The sequence below is a fragment of the Natronomonas salsuginis genome, assembly GCF_005239135.1.
Lineage (GTDB): Archaea > Halobacteriota > Halobacteria > Halobacteriales > Haloarculaceae > Natronomonas > Natronomonas salsuginis.
Window position 1 is genome coordinate 109874 of sequence record NZ_QKNX01000002.1, and the last position, 18491, is coordinate 128364.

Sequence of the window (18491 nt, forward strand, 5' to 3'; positions counted from 1 at the left end):
TCACGAGGCGAGCTCGTCGAACTGCCCCGCGGCGGTTCGGGTTCCCTTCGCGATCACGACGTCGCCGGCCCGAAGCGCCGTGTCCGCGTCGCCGACCAGCAGCCACCCCTCATCGGGACGGCGGATGGCGATGATCGACATCGTCGCGTCGGCGTCGGGCACGCCCCCCGTCACGTCGGTGCCGTCGAGCGCGCTCTCGGCTTCGATCTCGATTCGGGTGATGATCTCGTCGCTCTCTTGGACGGCCATCCCGACGACCGGATGAACCGCGATGTCGCGGAGGACGCCCTCGCTGATGTCCACCGCCGCGTCGCTTATCATCTCGGTGCTGGTCCCGAGGTGGATCAAGCCACGAAGGGAGACTGGATCCTTGGCCTCCGCGGCGGCCCGAAGCACCCACGCCTCGAACCGCGACTCGAGCGCGTCGACCTCGACCTCCAGGTTACGAACCTCCTCTGCGAGCTCCTCGCTGTCGAAGAGGACGCTGCTGTAGGCGAGATCGACCGCGAGCTCCGAGAGGTTCTTCATGTGCAGGATGGTGTCGACCGCTCGTTCGAGATCCTCGATGGCCGGCGTTTCGGTCTCGGGGGGCCGGTATTCAGTCCCTGTCAGCGTTCGGTACACGTCGCCGATCTCAGACTCGGGGCCGCGAAGCAGCGCCACGTCGCCGGCTTCGATCCGGGTCTTCGGTCCGGGGTTCAACAGCCACTCGTCGCCGCGGCGCAACGCGATGACTCGGATCCCGGTTTCGGATTCGAGATCGATATGCTTCAGCGTTCGGCCGGCGTACGACGACTCCTCGGAGACGACGCCCCGAACGAGCGTTTCGACCGCTTCGGGGAGCGCCGTCCGCATCGCCTCCGGGATGCGGATGTCCTCGAGGACGATCTTCGCGATGTCGCCGGCCGCGTCGCTGATCTGATCGGCGGCGGCGACGATGCCGAGCACCGGTGCGAGCTGTTCTGCGTCGTCCGGGCTTCGGGCGGCCATGAGGAGACTCATCCGGGCGCGCATCTCGAGGACGTCCATCCGCTCTTCGAGGCGCAGCACCTCCTCGGCGAGGTCGGCGTTTCGGTGCAACACTGCCGAGTACGACAGGTCGATGAGGAGTTCGGCGGTGTCTTTCATCTCCACCAGCACGTCCTTGACGCTCACCGGCTCGTACTCGACGGGGGACGATGCCTCGCCCTCAAGCGGGTCCATAGCCGCTACATTCTTGGGGCGGTAAAAAAGCGTTTCCCGGACGCCGTCCCGTGGATCGGTTTTCAGCACCGATCGCGTTTCGTCAGCCACACGATCGTCCCCCGATCGGGATCGAGCCACCGGAGCGCCCGGACGATCGCCCCGTCGTCGGGCCCGCAGACGCCTCGAACCGCGCGCGCGCCGGCAAGCCAGCCGCGAAGGTACGCCGCGTCGTCGTCCCCGTCGTAGCCGACGAGTGCGACCGTGGTGCCGTCGCGACCGAACGAGCGGCAATCGAGCCCGAAGACGAGGTACGTCCGAACCGAGAAGTCGCGATCGACGACGTACAGCGCTTCGTGTTCGATCGGATCGACGTACCCGTCCAGTTCGGCGAAAGACAGTCCCGTCGCGATCGGGTCGGGATCGACCGCCGTCTCGCCGTCCTCCAATAATCGGCCACCTTCCGGCGCGAGCAGCGTTTCGGCTCGCTCGCGCGCCCACCCATCGTTCGGCGGCCCGCCGAAGGGCGTTTCGGGTGTGAGTTCGGTCGGATCGACGCCCCAATGTGCGTAGTGGAGATCGTAGCCGTTCCTGTCGTATGCGACGAGCGTTCGGTGGCCCATGGACCGTCTGGCCCCGCTTTCGGATATAAACGTCGGGCCGCACGCCGCGCTAGGCGTATCCGTCGGGGAGCTCCATCTCGTCCCGCGGTCCGAGCCCCTGCAGCACCTCGATCATCCGGACCAAATCGGCGGACGTGATCTGCCCGACGAACCGGCCGCTCTCGACGACGAGGATCCGATCACCTCGGGCAGAGCTCATCGTCACCAGCGCGTCGAAGGCGTCCGCATCGGGACCGACCGTCGGCGGCGTGGGACCCATCACATCGGCGACGGTCGTCGAGTCGCGGGCCTCTAGCGGGACCTTTTGCACCGAATCCAGCGTCACGACTCCCGTCACCGTCCCGCGCTCCATCACCGGATACGCGGTCGTCCGTTCGGTCACGACGCGATCGACGAACGCGGCGACCGTCGTCTCGGGCGTGACCGTCCGAACGTCCGTCGACATCAGTTCGCGGACCGTCAATCCGCGGAACAGATCCCGGAGCACCGTCGTCCGCGATTCGGCCCCGGCGGCGATGTAGACAAACATGGCGATGAGCAACAACAGCGGCGCGAACGCGAGCACGGCGAACACCGCCATCAACACCGCGATGAGCTTTCCGACCGTCGCGGCGGTCTGCGTCGCCTCGGCATACGGCTGCGAACGCGCGAGAAGCGCTCGAAGGACCCGCCCGCCGTCCATTGGAAATGCCGGAATCAGGTTGAACACCGCGAGCGTCACGTTGATCACGGCGAGCGAACCGACGACGAAGAGCACGACCGGCTGTCCGGGGAGGACGAACAAAAGAACGTAACAGGCCGCACCCACGAGCACGCTCATCACCGGCCCCGCAATCGCGACGTACAGCTCGATGTCCCAGTCCTCCGGGAGGTCCTCCATATGCGCCATCCCGCCGAATATCCATAGCGTGATCGACGCGATCGTGACGTCGTAGCGGCGGGCGACCCACGAGTGACCCAACTCGTGGAGCAACACGCCGACGAAGAGCCCTATCGCGGTCGCGACGCCCGCGAGTATCGGCATGTTCCCCGATTGAATCACCGCGACGTCGATCGACCGCGGTGAGATGCTATTGACGACCCCGGCGTAGAAGAGGAGTTGCGCCTCTCGGCTGATGAGCCACGCGAGGAGCGGCAAAAAGACGACGAGCGTGGCGTTGAGACGGATCGGGATACCGGTGATTCGGCCGATCTCGACGTTTCGCATACGAATACTTCTCACGCCTCGAACAAAAGCGCTGCCGTGGCCGGTGTTCTACTCCATCTCGCCCGCGTTCGGCGCGTTCCGCTTAACGCTGTTCACCGCTTTTTCCGCAGCGCTTCGCGAGGAGTATCCTTTACCGGAGTCGGCGACGAAGTTGCCGTTTTGGTGTCATACTCGCCAGCGATGCTCGTCGCTCCTGTCTGCGAACAGCTCGAAGCGGGCCTTGGACTGTCGGATGGATGCTACCTCTGCGGCCGCCGCATCGGCAGTCCCCTCCCCTTCGTCGCGTTCGATGCGCGCTTCGTCACGCGCCTGCTCAGCCCGCTCGAATCGTGCTTCGGTCGCCGCGAACGTCGCCTCCCGCTGTTCGCGGGCGATGCGTTCGCTTTCGGTTTCGGTCTCCGCTCGACTCAACATCGGGATGAACACCGGCGATAGCGCGATAACGACGAGTCCCGCCGTGTACAGTCCGATGACGCTCGGTTCTCCGCTGGCGGTACTCCAGGCGGTCGGATAGACGGTCAGAAACCACGCGAGCGCCCCCAGACAGACGACGGTGCCGAACAGCGTCAGCCAGGTCGCCACCCTTCGTGGCGGGAGTCGGATGGCAACACCGCCGAGCATCACCGGAACGCCACCAGCTGGGAGGACGACACCGATCTCCCGGAGCATCCAGTACGTTCCGCCCTGTGCGGCCGGCGGCTGTTCGAGGGTAGCCGTGTAGAAAAAGAGCGCGACGCCCACGACGCTCGCCACCAGTCCGACGACGAACAGCCAGTAGCCGTACACCTCGCCGCCTGTCGACGGTTCCGTTATCGGCTCGCTGTAGACGGCGACCAACGCGTTCGCATCTTTGAGTGGCTGTGACATACTATGGCGTTCTCTGTGTAGGATAATAAACATTTTTCGAATCGATCGGTATGTACGGCTTAATAACTCTCCACGTGGGTGTTATAGTGGTAGAAACGATATATCTGGGGTCCGATCTTGGTAGAATATCTCTCTAATGTATGTAATCTATCAAATCTTCGGCTGGACGATCGAGTGTAGTGACCACTCTCCAATGGCGGAGCGACACGTCCCCGATCGATTGAAAAAACGAAACCCGGCTCGACGCCGCTTCGACGTTACTTCCCGCGGTTGTTGTTCGAACGGATGCTCGGGCGGGTGTGTTCGGCACCCTTCCCGCGCGTCTGCAGGCCCCGACCGCGCCGACCCGCGGAGGTCCGGCCGCGGTAGGTCCGGCCGCGCTGGCTGTCGTCGCAGATCCAGTTGAGGTCGTCGTCGTTCTCGATCGCCCCGTGTTCCGGATCGAGCAGAATCACTTCGAACCACTTCTGGGAGCCGTCCTCACCGACCCAGTAGCTGTTCAGCACGCGCAGGTTTCGGAACTTCCGGACGGATCGCTCCTCGGCGATCCGCTGGAGGTTCTTCCGCCGCGTGATCTTGTTGACACCCTGTCGCTTGGACCGGCGGCCGGCCTTGAATCGCTGCTTTCGGGCGCTGCCCTTCCGGACCGAGACGCGAGCGACGACGACGCCCTGTTTCGCCTTGTAGCCGAGCGAACGGGCTCGGTCGAGTCGCGTCGGACGGTCGACTCGCGTGACCGATCCCTGTTTGCGCCACTCCTGTTGTCGTTGCCACTGCAGTTCCGCGAGCTTGCCTTCCTTCGGCGTCTTCCACGCCTCTCGGATGTGTGAGTAGAAGCTTCGTGCCATTGTGTTCACCACGGGCGTTGTGTGGTTCAACCCCGCACGAGTGCGGTGGTCACATCCCGACCTGTGTGGACAGGTGCCCACCGGTGCCCGTCGTCCGGCGAGTTGCCGAAATTCTATCGCAAGCGCTGTTAAGGGCTTCGAAAGGGCGCAGTCGATATCTGTGAGACATCGATTTAATATCGCAATAGACGGTTTATAGCTCGAACTCCCGCACCGTCTCGAAGCTCCCCCCGGCCACCGCGTCTGCCACGTGTTCTCTGTCGATCTCGGGCGTTTCACTCGGATACTTCCGCTCGAAGTGCCCGAACACGTTGTCGATGTCCCGCCGCAGCAGTTCGCGGCTGTTCGCGTGCTCGGTCGGCACCGCTTGGGGCCAATCGAAGATCGTCACGCCGTCGCTCGCGACGAACACGTTGTACTCGCTCATGTCCGCGTGGACGAAGCCGGCCTCGTAAGCCGCCGCCATCTCCGAGAGGACGAGATCGAGAACGCCGACGACCTGTTCGGGTTCCAGTTTCACCCGGGACAGTTCGACCCCGTCGATCCGCTCCATCACGATCGCGTGACGGTTCTGATCGACCGGTCGGGGGACGGAGACGTTCGGATACAGCGTTTCGAGCGCCTCGTACTCCCGCTCGGCCGCCTTTCGTGCGGTGTAGAGCCACGATCGGTGCTCGTTGTCCGCCGTGTACTCCCGCTCTTTTTGGACCTCGCGGAAGTTCGTGTACCCCTCCCGGTGGTACTTCAGCGCGAGCGGCCGGAACGATCGGGCTTCGTAGACGTCGCTCTCCTTGCCGACCCCGAGCGGCGAACCGACCCCGTCGATCGTCTCCCGCTCGGAGAACGTCCGAAGCGCGAGCGCGTCGTATCCCTCGAAGGTGAGTCGGTAACCCGTGTACTGCACCGTCTTCTGTTCGAGCAGTTTGCGATCCATACAGCGGTCGATCCGGTACCCGATATCGCCCGGATCGAGCCGCGAGAACTCCGGCAGCTTCTCTCGCGCCACCCATCGAGAAAACCGCATCCCGTGTTCGATGCCCGAGAGCAGGTGGAAGTCTTCCCGTTCCAACTCCACCATCCGCGTGGCGACGTTCTGTACCATCGTGGTACGCTGTTCGAACCGAGCGCTGAAAAGCGCCGCGTGTCTGTAGTTGGGGTTCGGTACACGTTATCGCGATATGTCAAAACGGATCCGGATGGTCGGGACGCCCCGTCGCTACCGCCGCAAAAACGCGGGGAGATCGAGCCGATCCGGTGGCTCCTTCGATCGGCGCATCCACCCCGGGGCGCGGATCGATTCCGGAACAGCGTCCTCGGAATCCTCTTCGGCCCCCGCCCGTTCCGCCCCGAGTTCTACTTCGACGAGTCGCTCCCAGATCGCGTCGTCGTCGGCCTCCTCCGCCTCGAGTTTCAGCGCTCTCGCGCGTCCCTCGTCGTAGGCGAGTTCGATGATAGTCTCGTCGTAGGTGTCCGGCGACTTTCTCTTGAGCCGTTCGTACTCGCCGTCGCCGGGGTCAGCACACACCGACGCGACGCCGAGCGCGTACGCGCGTTCGAGCACGTCGGCGGTCGTGTACTCCGCGTCTTCATCCCCGAAGTACCGATCGTACATCACGCCCTCCGTTTCGCTCCAACGCTGATCCCGTCGGCTCCGAACGAGATGTCGTGAATGTCCGTCTCTATCCGTGTCCCTCGCATCTTCAACACTTGCACGCCGCGCTGCATCCCGCCGTTTTCGAGGAAGTTGTGCATGAATATGACGCCGTGAGCCAGGTAGTGTTCGTCGGCATACGCCGACGGATCGGTCATCTCAGAGATCAACACCACGGTTGCGTCGGTGCGCTTCAGCGAGGTCAAAAACTGTACCGTGGTGCTCTCGGCGTCCGCCAGCAGATACTCCAAGAGCATCGTGGAGTCGACGATGACGCGGTCGATCCCGTTCGAATCGATGAACCCCGTGAGGCGGTTGATCAGACTGGACGAGCCGTGGTGTTTCCCCGGCGGCCGGAACAGCCGCTTTCCCTCCGAGGAGAACACGTCGACGAAGGTCAACCGATCGCTGCCGACCGCTCGATCGAATCCGAACTCGTAGCCGGACATGTCGTCGACGATGTCGTCGCGGGATTCGTGCATGCTCACGAACAGACAGCTCTCGCCCTGTCTCGCCCCCTCGACCAGAAACTGGGTCGAGAACGTCGTCTTTCCGCTTCCCGGCGGGCCCGAGAGCACGTAGAGTCGCTTGGCCGGCATCCCCCCGCCGACGAGGTCGTCGAACCCTGATACACCGCTGGAAACGCGCATACCCACCGAAGCGCGCACATCGAATATAATCCCTCACGTCGACTCACGTTTCAAATCCAGCACCGAGCGTCGAGGCGGGTTCTCGCCGGAACACAAATCAATGCCGAGCGCGAACGCCCACCGAATGCTACGCGAACTCATCGATACGGTTCGACAACCTGAATACACCGGGGAAAACCGGTGTCCGCCGTGTACGATCGTGAACCTAGCGATCGCCGCGGCACTTGGTGCCGCGGTTTCACGAAAGTCGAAGCGGGCCGGCGCGCTCACCGTCGCCGGTTCCGTCGTGCTGATCTACCTCCGAGGCTACCTCGTTCCGGGGACTCCGGAGTTGACGAAGCGATACCTCCCACCAAGCGTGTTGCGGTGGTTCGGGAAGGATCCGAGCGTCGACCTCGATAGCATCGCCGGTTTCGAGGCGTCCAACCCCGCGACGAACGGGGCCGAGACGGATACCGACGCTGACGCCGACGCCACCGCAACCGTGCCGAACGACCTCGAGACGTATTTCCTCGACGCTGGGCTTCTCGAACCCTGTACCGACCGGGACGATCTCTGTCTCACCGACGCGTTCGAGTCCGCTTGGGTCGAGGAGATGGACGCGATCGTCGACGCCGATTCGGACCCCCTTGATCTCGTCGTCGACTCCTTCGGTTTCGATGCCAACCCCAACGAATTCGAACTCACGGAGAAGGAAGAGGGTGGATACGTCCTCCACTACGGCACCCGCTATGCTGGCAGATGGCCATCCAACGCCGCGCTCATCGCCGATATCGCCTCCGGGGCAATTCTCGATGCGTGGCTTGACGAGTGGGACGAGTACACGCCTCGCGATAAGGGGAAGATCCTGAACAGCCTCCGGATGTTCCTCGAGGTGTGTCCGACCGCGGAAGGCGGTGTCGAACTGAACGAGGAACTCGTCGAATCCTGTTGTACGTCGAACACTGTCATCGCCGTCGTCTGCGAGGAGACCGGCGAGCGCGTGTTCGAACATCAGGTATTGGGCGACCAGAGACAGACTGCAGACTGACCTTCTCCTGCTGTTTTGGCACGAATGTGGCGCTGAGACGGCCGTTTGTAGGTACTGCGCATGCGCCCCGATCGATCTGGTATAAACTCTATACAACTATATCGAATCGGGATAACGTCCCGCGCGACATGCCGAGCCGGTGCCGCTCGGGCACGTACAAAGATAATAGTGCCTCTGCGGCGGACATACGGTATGGTCGAAAAGATCGACGACGTGGACAGAGCGATTCTGTATGCACTACAGGAAGACGCCCGGAACATGTCGTCCGGAGATATCGCTGAGCGAACCGGCACTTCGGACAGCACCGTCCGAAAGCGCATTCAGCGTCTCGAATCCGACGGCGTGATCAAGGGGTACAGCGCCAGCGTCGATTATCAGAAGTCGGGGTATCCGCTCCGAATGTTGCTCTACTGCACCGCGTCGATCCCCGAACGCGGCGACACCCTCCCCGAGATCCTGAACGTCGAGGGCGTCGTGTCGGTTCAAGAGCTTGTCACCGGCGAGCAGAACCTGCTCGTCACCGCCGTCGGCGAGTCGGACAGCGACATCACGCCGGTGGCCCAGGAACTCTTGGACATGGGTCTCACCGTCGCCGACGAGGTCCTCGTTCGGAGCCACGAGACGACGCCGTTCAGCAAGTTCGACCCTGAAAATTGCACAGAGAACGATCGCTAAGCGATGACGCGTCTGATGTCCAGCGCGCACGCGCGCCGGACGACCGCCTGTACCGGATCGACCGAGCCAGCCAAATTGTCCGAGTCGCCGTCGAGGACGATGAGTGCCGCCCGCCGATCAGGAGCGATAACACCACCGTCGAGTCCAGCGATCTCGGCACCGGCAGTGGTCGCCATCCGCAACACCTCTCGGGCGGTGACGTCGAATTGTTTCGCCGTGTACGCCATCTCCCGGAACATCGACGGAGCGTTCAACATCACGTTGTCCGTTCCGAGTGCGACTGTCGTGTGGTCGAGTAACTTCCGTATCGGGGGCTTTCCGACGCCGAGAACGGTGTTCGCACGCGGGCACACGGCGACTGGAACTGACTGCTCTGCGACTCGCTCGAGATGCTCTCGTTCGGCGTGTACCATGTGGACGAGTAGATCTGGCTTCAGTTCGAGTGCCGGATGGATGTCGGTCGCGTCCGGTTCGCCAGCGTGGATGGCAAAGGGAACGTCACGTTTCTCGCACGCCGCACGCTGTTCGGCAAACGCGCCGTCGTTCGCACCGGAGGCCCCGTATCCATCGGCGATGTCCAGGACAGACTGATCTCCGCTCCCGAAGATGAACGGATCAACGCCGACCCCGTGGGCTGCCTCACGAAGCGCGCGTGCCCCGGCGATACCGGATTCCCTGAAATCCAGACAGGAGATCGTGCCGGTTCGTCGCATGAATCGAAGCGTGCGATGCATCGCAGTCACAAGATCGGGCCGGTCAGCGGCCGCTAGTCGTCGGTGTTTCAGACTCTCCGGCGGTGCCACAGCCTCCTCGAGTGACAGCCCGACAGCCGCTTCTTTTGCAACGGAATCGCCAATGTGCGTGTGCGCGTTGACGAATCCTGGTAGCACGATATCGGTCGACGTCGTCTCTACCTCCTCGACCGCCTGGATCCGACCGTCCTCGACGACGACGCGACCACGGGTCGGCTCGAACGACTGCCCGACGAGAACGGTCCCTTCAATTTCTTCCATACGGATACTCCGTACTCGATAACGATATGGTTTTTTAAGCGGAAATATCGAACGATTCGATACTCTCTTTCGGGGGCAAGTCTCCGGTAGGTACCGATAGCCAACCTTCTCACGTGTGAGCAGGGCGAATCGCGTATAAATGAACACGGATCGTCTCGCACCCGGCATCGAATCAGCCTAGTCCTGGACTGGGCCGTGCTTCGTCGAGACCCCCGTACATGAATCAGATACCCAGGCTGTCCTCGTCGTCTCGCGTCCGATGAGTAGCTGCAAACACCAGGAACCGTTCTAACCGATTGATCCCGTACGGCTGGACTCATCTTCTCGAAGACATAGTCCATGTCACCCGTCTACTCATCCACGCTTCATTGTTGGGTGTCCTCTATCCACATGGCCCAAAACCATAACGTTCTATAATTGCATATTTGCGAACGATCTGTGAACATAGATAGATTTAATACATAATCTGTTCCAATATTGGGGTAGAGACGACCAATAACGGATATGCGAGCTCGCCTCGATCGCCGGGATGGTCGCAACACGGACTGAACGATGTCAGGACATAGCTCACAGAAGACGGTCGGAGCGCTCCCGGACACGACGGTGGAGTCGCCGTTCGTGCCCGTTGTACTCACGTGGCTCGTGTGGTCGCTGTTCGCGGCGAGTATCGTTGCCCTCGCCGCCCGGGTCCGATTTGGGGGGGGCTGGGAGATCTCCGGCGTGATCGTCGTCGACGGACTGACCGTCTTGCTGTGGGCGGTCGTGACGTCCTTCAGCGGGATCGTCCACAGCTACTCGCGCCGCTACATGGCCGGGAGCGCCCACGAGACGCGCTTCTTCGTCGCCACGTTCGGGTTCACGGTAATCGTGATGGGGCTCGTCGCGGCCGACCACCTCGTCCTGTTCGCGCTTCTGTGGCTGGCGATGGGTCTGTCGATGGCGAAGCTCATTGGGATCGTCGACGGCTGGAAGCAGGCACGGGCGGCTTCGGCGGTCGCCGCGAAGTACTTCGTCGCCAGCAGCGCGCTGCTCGGTGTTGCGCTGGCGACGCTGTGGTGGATGACCGGCGCGACGTCGGTCTCCGGCGTCGCCGCCGCGACCGAGACGCTCGGGGGACCGCTGTGGCTCCTCGCGGCCGGAGCGCTCGTGCTTGCGGCGATGATCCAGTCTGCCCTGGTGCCGTTTCACGGCTGGCTTCTCTCCTCGATGACTGCGCCGACGCCGGCCTCGGCGCTGATGCACGCCGGATTCGTCAACGCGGGAGGCATCCTGCTGACCCGCTTCGCACCGGTCGTCACCGTCGACACGACCCTCATGCTCGCGATCGTCGTGATCGGCGCGGCCAGCGCGCTTCTCGGGAAACTGCTCAAATCCGTCCAGCCGGGCGTCAAGAGCATGTTGGGAAGTTCGACGGTCGGGCAGATGGGATTCATGATCATGCAGGTCGGCCTCGGCTTCTTCGGGGCCGCCATCACCCACCTCATCCTACACGGATTCTACAAGGCCTACCAGTTTCTGAACGCGGGCGAACAGATCGAACGCACGAGCCCAACCGGCGGGACGAAGCGCGCGACTGGGCCGATCGGGGTCGCAGCCACGCTCCTCACCGCTACAGCCGGGGGCGCGCTGTTCGCGGTACTGACCGGAAAGGGGACGAGCCTCGACAGCGGGCTCCTGCTTGCCCTCTTCGTGGTACTCGCCACACTGCACGCGGCCCGCAGCGCGATTCAGCACATCTCGCTCCCGTCGACGGTCCGCTACGCGGCGGTCCCACTGGCGTTCTTCCCGGCCATCATCGTCTACGCGCTGGTCTACACGGCTATTTCGAGCGTCCTGGCCGAGCTCCCGGTCGTCGCAGCCCCGACGGAACTGACGGTGTTCCACGCGCTCGTTGCCGTCGCCTTCCTCGCCGCGTACCTCGCCATCGAAACCGGCGTCCACGAGCGCAGCCAACGGCTCTACGTGGCGCTTTTGAACGCGAGCCAGCCCGATTCCAGCACCGTCCTGACCACCACGGAGAACTACAATGAGTATTGAACCCACTACCGAAGACAGCATTCGAGACGGCATCGAAGACGGCATCGACAAAGCTGCGGCCAGCGTCGGATCGGTCTGGCCCATCCACTCGTTCGTGACGGCGAACCCGCTCGCGGGCTTCGAGGACATGCCGTTCGACGAGGCCGTCACGCAGGCTGCGGACCTGCTGGGTGGCCGCGGCTATCCGAGTCCGGAGACGTTCCGAGCGGCCCTCGACGACGGGCAGATCGACCCCGAAATACTCGGGGCGGAACTCGCCGAACGCGGCCATGAGGACGATCCCGAAACGCTGCTGAAGCGCATGGACTCTAGCGTCGAGGCGGAGCCGCCGGCCGCCGCCACCGATCGCACGGACCGCGTGCTGGCGAAGTGGCTTTCGGTCTTCCTCGACGAGGGGCACGCCAAGTGGTCGATGCCGAACCGCGAGGACGGGTTCTACGCCGCCTTCCGCGCGGTGGCCGAGTACGACCGCGAGATCCCCGACGAAGGGATCGTCGCCGACCTGCCCGAAACGCCGACCGAGGCCATCGAGGCCGTCTTGGAGCCACACCCGAAAAGCCAGTGGGTACCCATCTTCGAGGAGCAACTGGCCGCGCTGCCCGGCTGGACCGGATTCATCAAACAGCGCGCCGAGGGTGGGGACGCCTGGCAGTCGGCACACCCCATCACGCTCGTCGGCTATCTCGCGGCCCGCCTCTCGTTACTCGACGGCTTCGGCACCGACCTCGAGCCGTCGACGGGTTCCACCACCCCCGAGATCGCCACCGCTGACGAACTCGCCGAAGCGTTCTTGAGCGCGTGGGAGGCGAGTTACCGCACCGAACTCGTCGATCGCGTCGCCGCCGAGAGCCGATCGATCGCCGGACGCGAGCCGTCGGCTCGCCCCGACGCGCAACTGGTGTTCTGTATCGACACCCGTTCGGAGCCCATCCGTCGTCACATCGAGGCCGCGGGCGACTACGAGACGCACGGCTACGCCGGGTTCTTCGGCATCCCGATGGAGTATCAGGGATACGATACCGAGGTGTCGTACGGCGCTTGTCCCCCGATCCTCGATCCACAGCACCACATCACCGAGATCCCGACCGACTCGGACACACAGACGGCCCACGGTCGCTGGTCGAGTGTCCGTGGAGCCGCCGGTGAGATCGTCGAGGCGCTGAAAACGAACCCCGCCACGGCTTTCGGATTCGTCGAGAGCGCCGGCAGCGGCTACGGGCTGGCGCTCGCGGCTCGCACGCTCGTCCCCGATCGTGTCTACGATCTGTTCGAGACCGCCGACGACGCGGTCCCGGATACTCACGAGTTCTGTGAACAGCTCGTCAACCACCAACACTCCTACGTCGGCGATCTCCCGGTAGGAATGACCCACGAGGAGAAAGTCGAGTACGCCGCGACCGCCTTCGAGCTGATGGGCTGGGAACGCTTCGGTCGACTCGTCGTCTTCACGGGCCACGCCAGCGAGACGGCGAACAACCCGTACGATTCGAGTCTGGACTGCGGCGCCTGTGCCGGCAACGCGGGTGGCCCGAACGCCCGCGTCCTCGCGACGATCTGCAACGATGGCGAGGTCAAGACCGCATTGGGCGAACGCGGCTTCGACATCCCCGACGATACCGTCTTCGTCCCCGGCGAACACAACACGACGACCGACGAGATCGAACTGTACGACGGCGACGTGCCCGAGAGCCACGCGGACGACCTCGACGAGTTGCGCACGGACCTCGCGACCGCCCGCGAGCACACGACCGCTGAGCGCGCCGAATCGATGGGTGCCGACGGCTCGATCGGCGTAGACGAGGCCGAACGCCGCGCCGCCGACTGGGCCGAGACGCGTCCCGAGTGGGGACTGGCCGGCAACGCCGGGTTCGTCGTCGGTCCTCGCGAACTGACGAGTGATCTCGACCTCGACGGCCGCACCTTCCTCCACTCGTACGACTGGTCGACCGACCCCGACGGCGACGCGCTTGAGGGGATCCTCACGGGCCCGATGGTCGTCACACAGTGGATCAACACCCAGTACTACTTCTCGACGGTCGACAACGCCGTCTACGGGAGCGGGTCGAAGGTGACCCACAACCCGGTCGGGAACGTCGGCGTCTATCAGGGCAACGGGGGCGATCTGATGGCCGGTCTCCCGCTTCAATCGGTGATGGCCGCCACCGACGAACCGCACCACCAGCCGCTGCGCCTCTCGACGGTCGTCCACGCCCCGGTCGAGCGCGTCACCGAAGTCTTGGCCGACCACGGAAAGCTGACCGAACTGCTGGACAACGACTGGCTCTCGCTGACGGCCGTCGATCCGACGCAGGAGCACCGCGCCTTCCGCTACGAAACGGATCTCGAGTGGGCTCCGACGGCCGCACAGCCCGAGGCAGCCCCCGAGATGCCGAACGCTCCCGTGACCGCAGACGACTGAGCTCCCCTTCGAACCGATCGCCGAATGGCTGTGTTAGCCCTCTCGTGGATGGAGCCATCCCGCCTCGAGGGAGTTGTGACGACTGACTTGTCAGCGCCCATCCACGGCCGTGTGGTGACTCCGGTGCAATCTGTGTGTCCGGATGTATCCCACGACGCATTTGATATCGCAGAATTTGGTTTATACTGGCTGCTGCGGGTCCGACACCACATCTGCAGCGACCGCGATTAAACGCACTGCGACGGTCACATCGAGTGGGTGACGGCTCGCCGCGGCCGCCAACGACCCCGGTTTGTCGCTTCAGCCGGCGATCCCGAGTCGGGTGTTCGATTTATCATTCCGCGGGACGACGACCACGCATGGACGTTGAGATACTCCTCTTCGACGGATACGACGAACTCGACGCGATCGGTCCGTACGAGGTCTTCCGGCTCGCCGGCGCTCGAACCGATTCGATCGACGCCTCGCTCGTGACGCTCGACCCGACCGACGTGATCGAGGCTCGCAGCGGGCTCCGCGTCCAACCGGACGGCGTCGTCTCCGAGCACCCCGAGATGCTGTTGGTTCCCGGTGGCGGGTGGAGCGATCGCGATTCTCCCGGCGTCCGCCGCGAGTACGAACGCGGCGAGATCCCGGACGCGCTCGCCGATCGATTTGACTCGGGAACGACGCTCGCGTCGGTCTGTACCGGGTCATTGCTGTTCGTCGCTGCGGGGGTCCTCGAGGGCCGACCGGCCGCGACGCACCACACCGCACACGATGACTTCCGCGAGATGGGTATCGACCTCCGCGAGGAGCGGTTCGTCGACGACGGCCGGGTGCTCACGGCCAGCGGGATCACTTCGGGGTTCGATCTCGCGTTGCACATCGTCGAACGCGAGTGCGGCGAGGCGGTCGCCGACGCGGTCGCTCGCGAGTTGGAGTACGAACGAGCCATTTAGGGGGCTGCCCGCCCGACGGAACGCTGTGCGGATCGAAAACACCTATATCGGGGTCGACGGCGTCGGAGAAACCACCGAGCGGAGCCTGTGGGAGTGCGGTGCGCTCACGTGGTCGGAGTTCGATCGGACGCTGTGCGGGAGTCAGACGGCGGATCGGATCGAGTCATTCATTGACCGTGCGCGGCCGCGGCTGGCCGACGGTGACTCGGCGTTCTTCGAGTCGGTGCTTCCCTCGAACGAGCGCTGGCGGCTCTATGAGGACTTCCGCGAGGAGGCGTGCTTTTTCGACATCGAGACGACGGGGTTGAACCACACCAACGACGTCGTCACGTGCGTGAGCGCACACCGCGGCGGCGACACGGAGACGCTCGTTCGCGGCGACGACCTGAGCCGAGAGAACCTCTCGGAACTGCTCGACGCGCCCCTCCTCGTCACGTTCAACGGCGCGCGGTTCGACGTTCCGTTCCTCGAAACCTCGTTCGACGTGGATCTCGATCGCCCGCATCTCGATCTCATGTACCCCTGCAAGCGCGTCGGGCTGACGGGCGGCCTGAAGGCGATCGAACCCGACGTCGGCGTCGAGCGGGATCGCCCGGACATCTCCGGGCGGGACGCCGTCCGTCTCTGGCACGAACACGAACGCGGCGTCGACGGCTCCCTCGAAACGCTCGTCTCGTACAACCGCGAGGACGCGGTGAACCTGCGAACGGTCGCCGACGAGGCGGTCGACAGGCTCGACCGGAAACTCCTCCCGTAGGACACAACCGATTTGTCCGTCGCCACATCAGAGGTGGTATGGACTGGCGGCTCATCTCCGAAGAACGACTCCCCGGCCCGCTCTCGATGGCCTTCGACGAGGTCGCCGCCGAGACGATCGCGTCGGGCGGCCCCGCGACGGTTCGACTCTATCGGTGGACGCCGAGCACCGTCTCGCTGGGCTACGGCAACGACGCCTCGATCGTCGACTGGGACCACTGCGCCGACGCGAACGTCGACGTCACGCGCCGACAGACCGGCGGCGGGGCGATCTACCACGACTCGTTCGGCGACGTAGCCTACTCGATCATCGCGCCGAAGTCGGCGTTCCCCGGCGACGTCACGGAGAGTTACTGCGAACTCTTATCGCCCGTGTTAGCCGCCTTCGATTCGGTCGGGGCCGGCGTCGGGTTCGCGAGCGAGGAATCGGAGGCGCTGTGGAACCCGATCTGCTACCTCCGGTCGCTCGATCCGGCGCACGACCTCGTCGCTCCCGACGGCCGAAAGATCGCCGGCAACGCCCAGTACCGAACCCGCGACGCGATCGTCCAGCACGGATCACTGACGTTCGATTCGGATCCGGCGCGCCGGCTGGCCCCGTTCGTCGACCCGCCGCTGTCCGCCGACGCGTTCGCCGACCGGGTCGGCGGGCTGACCGACATTCCGGGCGTCGACATCGACCGGTCGACGTTCGTTGACCTGCTCGAAACCAAACTCGTCGCGTGGGCCGACGCCACGATCGGCGAGTGGACGGACGCCGAACGCGAGCGCGCGGACGACCTCCGCGAACGCAAGTACGATCACGACCGGTGGGTGCGCGAGCGGGACGATCCGACGGCGTGAGTCCGGCGTCGACGTCCCGATGGCGTCGGATTCGAAGCTCCTATTGGCGTGCTCCTCCGATCCGATAGCATGTTACGGATCGGGGCTCACACCTCCATCGCGGGGGGCGTCCACAACGCGGTCGAAGAGCAACTGGAGTACGACGGCAACTGCGGGCAGATCTTCAGCCACTCTCCGCAAGTGTGGCGCGAGCCGAGTATCGGCGGGGAGGACGCCGAGCGGTTCCGCGAGCGCTCGGCCGAGAACGACGTCGGTCCGTGGGTCATTCACACCTCCTATCTCGTCAACCTCTGTACGCCGAAAGACGACCTGCGAGAGAAGTCGATCGCCTCGATGCAGGCCGAACTCGACGCGGCAGATCTGTTGGACGTTCCCTACGTAAACGTCCACTTGGGCGCGCACACGGGCGCGGGCGTCGAAGGCGGCCTCGAAAACGCCGCCTCGGCGCTCGAAGAACTCGACGTCCCCGACGACGTGATGATCCTCATCGAGTCCGACGCGGGGAGCGGAACGAAACTCGGCGGCACGTTCGAGGAACTGGCCGGCGTCCTCGATCGCTGTGCGCTGGATCTCGGCATCTGTCTCGACACGGCACACCTGTTTGGCGCGGGCTACGACATCTCGACGCCGGAGGGCGTCGACGAGACGTTCGCCGAGTTCGACGACCTCGTCGGTCTCGACCGCCTCGAGTACGTCCACCTCAACGACTCGAAACACGAGTGTGGGACGAACAAGGACGAACACGCCCACGTCGGCGAGGGGCTCATCGGCGAGGCCGGCATGCGCGCGTTCGTCACCCACGACGCCGTCGCCGACGTGCCGTTCGTCTTGGAGACGCCGACGGAGAACGGGAAGTCGTTCGCCTGGAACGTCGAGCGCGTTCGAGAGCTTCACGGGGAGTGATCGACGGCGGACGCGGCGCTTTTATTCGCCACTCCCCAACGACGCCCAATGCGGCACTTCGACGCCGAGTACCTGCGGGAGACGCGCCGCGGTATGTGGGCCGACAGCCGCGCTGCCCTCGCCGATCTCGATCTCGGATCGTGCGACCGCGTCATCGACGTGGGCTGCGGCGAGGGGGCTCTGACGCGGGTGCTCCGCGAGGAGTGCCCCGGCGAGGTGATCGGCTGCGATCGCAATGTCGAGTTACTCTCCGAACTCGACGCCCCGGCCGTTCGCGGGGATGCGTACGACCTCCCGTTCGCCGACGGGGGCGTCGACCTCGTCGTCTGCCAGGCGCTGTTGATCAACCTCGCCGATCCCGAGCGCGCGGTCCGAGAGTTCGCACGCGTCGCGTCCGATCGCGTCGCCTGTATCGAACCCGACAACGGGGCCGTCAGCGTCGAGTCGACCGTCGACGCCGAACGCGACCTCGCTCTGCGCGCGCGCCGTCGGTACCTCGACGGCGTCGAAACAGACGTCCAACTGGGTGCCGACGCCGCGACAGTCCTTGAAGACGCCGGGCTCTCCAACGTGCGCACGCGGCGGTACGAGCAGACGCTCGTCGTTGAACCGCCGTACAGCGACGCTGATCTCGAAGCGGCTAGCCGGAAGGCGAGCGGGGCGGGTCTGCGCGCACGCCGGGGGACCATGGTCGGCACCGAGGAGGCGCTCGACTCGCTCCGCACCGAATGGCGCGCGATGGGCAGGGACGCGGTCGAACAGGTACAGCGCGAGGAGTACCGCCGCACGGAGACGGTTCCGTTCTACGTCGCCGTCGGGGACGTGTAGCTCGAGGGGTTCGCTCGA

Annotated in this window: 18 protein-coding genes and 1 pseudogene; 9 read left to right on the plus strand and 10 right to left on the minus strand. The window is 64.4% G+C overall.

Annotated elements, in window-relative coordinates; translation table 11 throughout:
- The 9 genes and pseudogenes from DM868_RS05300 to DM868_RS05335 all read right to left on the minus strand — a co-directional run bounded on the left by DM868_RS05300 (window position 1) and on the right by DM868_RS05335 (window position 7028).
- A complete protein-coding gene (locus tag DM868_RS05300; RefSeq protein WP_137275814.1) occupies window positions 1-1203 on the minus strand; it encodes a potassium channel family protein in 1203 nt (400 codons plus the stop codon).
- A 62-nt stretch (window positions 1204-1265) separates the two neighbouring features.
- Entirely contained in the window at window positions 1266-1805 is a 540-nt protein-coding gene (locus DM868_RS05305) for a DUF6735 family protein (RefSeq protein WP_137275815.1), read from the minus strand.
- A gap of 49 nt (window positions 1806-1854) precedes the next feature.
- A complete protein-coding gene (locus DM868_RS05310; RefSeq protein WP_137275816.1) occupies window positions 1855-3012 on the minus strand; it encodes a site-2 protease family protein in 1158 nt (385 codons plus the stop codon).
- 48 nt (window positions 3013-3060) lie between these two features.
- Window positions 3061-3165: pseudogene (locus DM868_RS15435) on the minus strand (DUF1508 domain-containing protein); the annotation flags it as partial.
- A 12-nt stretch (window positions 3166-3177) separates the two neighbouring features.
- A complete protein-coding gene (locus DM868_RS15440; protein ID WP_246049022.1) occupies window positions 3178-3879 on the minus strand; it encodes a DUF7139 domain-containing protein in 702 nt (233 codons plus the stop codon).
- Between the two features lie 257 nt (window positions 3880-4136).
- A complete protein-coding gene (locus tag DM868_RS05320; RefSeq protein WP_137275817.1) occupies window positions 4137-4727 on the minus strand; it encodes a 50S ribosomal protein L15e in 591 nt (196 codons plus the stop codon).
- Window positions 4728-4920: 193 nt separating this feature from the next.
- Entirely contained in the window at window positions 4921-5829 is a 909-nt protein-coding gene (locus tag DM868_RS05325) for a serine/threonine-protein kinase RIO2 (RefSeq protein ID WP_137275818.1), read from the minus strand.
- Between the two features lie 114 nt (window positions 5830-5943).
- Window positions 5944-6339 carry a hypothetical protein gene (locus DM868_RS05330; protein WP_137275819.1) on the minus strand — a complete coding sequence of 132 codons (396 nt, stop codon included), beginning with the start codon at window positions 6337-6339 and terminating at the stop codon, window positions 5944-5946.
- A complete protein-coding gene (locus DM868_RS05335) occupies window positions 6339-7028 on the minus strand; it encodes an RAD55 family ATPase (protein WP_137275820.1) in 690 nt (229 codons plus the stop codon). The genes DM868_RS05330 and DM868_RS05335 overlap by 1 nt, the downstream gene beginning before the upstream one ends.
- Before the next feature lie 199 nt (window positions 7029-7227).
- Here DM868_RS05335 and DM868_RS05340 point away from each other — a divergent pair, with 199 nt between their 5' ends.
- The gene (locus tag DM868_RS05340) at window positions 7228-8058 is read left to right on the plus strand and encodes a hypothetical protein (protein ID WP_222845482.1); all 831 of its coding nucleotides are present in this window, start codon (window positions 7228-7230) and stop codon (window positions 8056-8058) included.
- A gap of 192 nt (window positions 8059-8250) precedes the next feature.
- Window positions 8251-8733 carry an Lrp/AsnC family transcriptional regulator gene (locus tag DM868_RS05345; RefSeq protein WP_137275822.1) on the plus strand — a complete coding sequence of 161 codons (483 nt, stop codon included), beginning with the start codon at window positions 8251-8253 and terminating at the stop codon, window positions 8731-8733.
- On the opposite strand, the gene DM868_RS05350 is transcribed toward DM868_RS05345, so the two are convergent.
- Entirely contained in the window at window positions 8730-9746 is a 1017-nt protein-coding gene (locus DM868_RS05350) for an amidohydrolase family protein (protein ID WP_137275823.1), read from the minus strand. The genes DM868_RS05345 and DM868_RS05350 overlap by 4 nt on opposite strands.
- Window positions 9747-10298: 552 nt before the next feature.
- Here DM868_RS05350 and DM868_RS05355 point away from each other — a divergent pair.
- The 7 genes from DM868_RS05355 (at window position 10299) to DM868_RS05385 (ending at window position 18473) form a co-directional block, all read left to right on the plus strand.
- Window positions 10299-11783, plus strand: a complete 1485-nt coding sequence (locus tag DM868_RS05355) for a proton-conducting transporter transmembrane domain-containing protein (RefSeq protein ID WP_137275824.1) — start codon at window positions 10299-10301, stop codon at window positions 11781-11783.
- Window positions 11773-14202, plus strand: coding sequence for a DUF2309 domain-containing protein (locus tag DM868_RS05360; protein ID WP_137275825.1), 2430 nt, complete (start codon window positions 11773-11775; stop codon window positions 14200-14202). Before DM868_RS05355 ends, DM868_RS05360 begins: the two co-directional genes overlap by 11 nt.
- A 359-nt stretch (window positions 14203-14561) precedes the next feature.
- Window positions 14562-15143 (plus strand): DJ-1/PfpI family protein, encoded by a 582-nt coding sequence (locus tag DM868_RS05365; RefSeq protein ID WP_137275826.1) that lies wholly within the window; start codon window positions 14562-14564, stop codon window positions 15141-15143.
- Window positions 15144-15168: 25 nt separating this feature from the next.
- Window positions 15169-15900: a ribonuclease H-like domain-containing protein gene (locus tag DM868_RS05370; RefSeq protein WP_137275827.1), complete on the plus strand. Its 732-nt coding sequence runs from the start codon at window positions 15169-15171 to the stop codon at window positions 15898-15900.
- A gap of 38 nt (window positions 15901-15938) precedes the next feature.
- The gene (locus DM868_RS05375) at window positions 15939-16742 is read left to right on the plus strand and encodes a lipoate--protein ligase family protein (protein WP_137275828.1); all 804 of its coding nucleotides are present in this window, start codon (window positions 15939-15941) and stop codon (window positions 16740-16742) included.
- Between the two features lie 69 nt (window positions 16743-16811).
- Window positions 16812-17645 (plus strand): deoxyribonuclease IV, encoded by an 834-nt coding sequence (locus tag DM868_RS05380; protein ID WP_137275829.1) that lies wholly within the window; start codon window positions 16812-16814, stop codon window positions 17643-17645.
- A gap of 48 nt (window positions 17646-17693) precedes the next feature.
- A complete protein-coding gene (locus tag DM868_RS05385; protein ID WP_137275830.1) occupies window positions 17694-18473 on the plus strand; it encodes a class I SAM-dependent methyltransferase in 780 nt (259 codons plus the stop codon).
- Window positions 18474-18491: the final 18 nt, after the last annotated feature.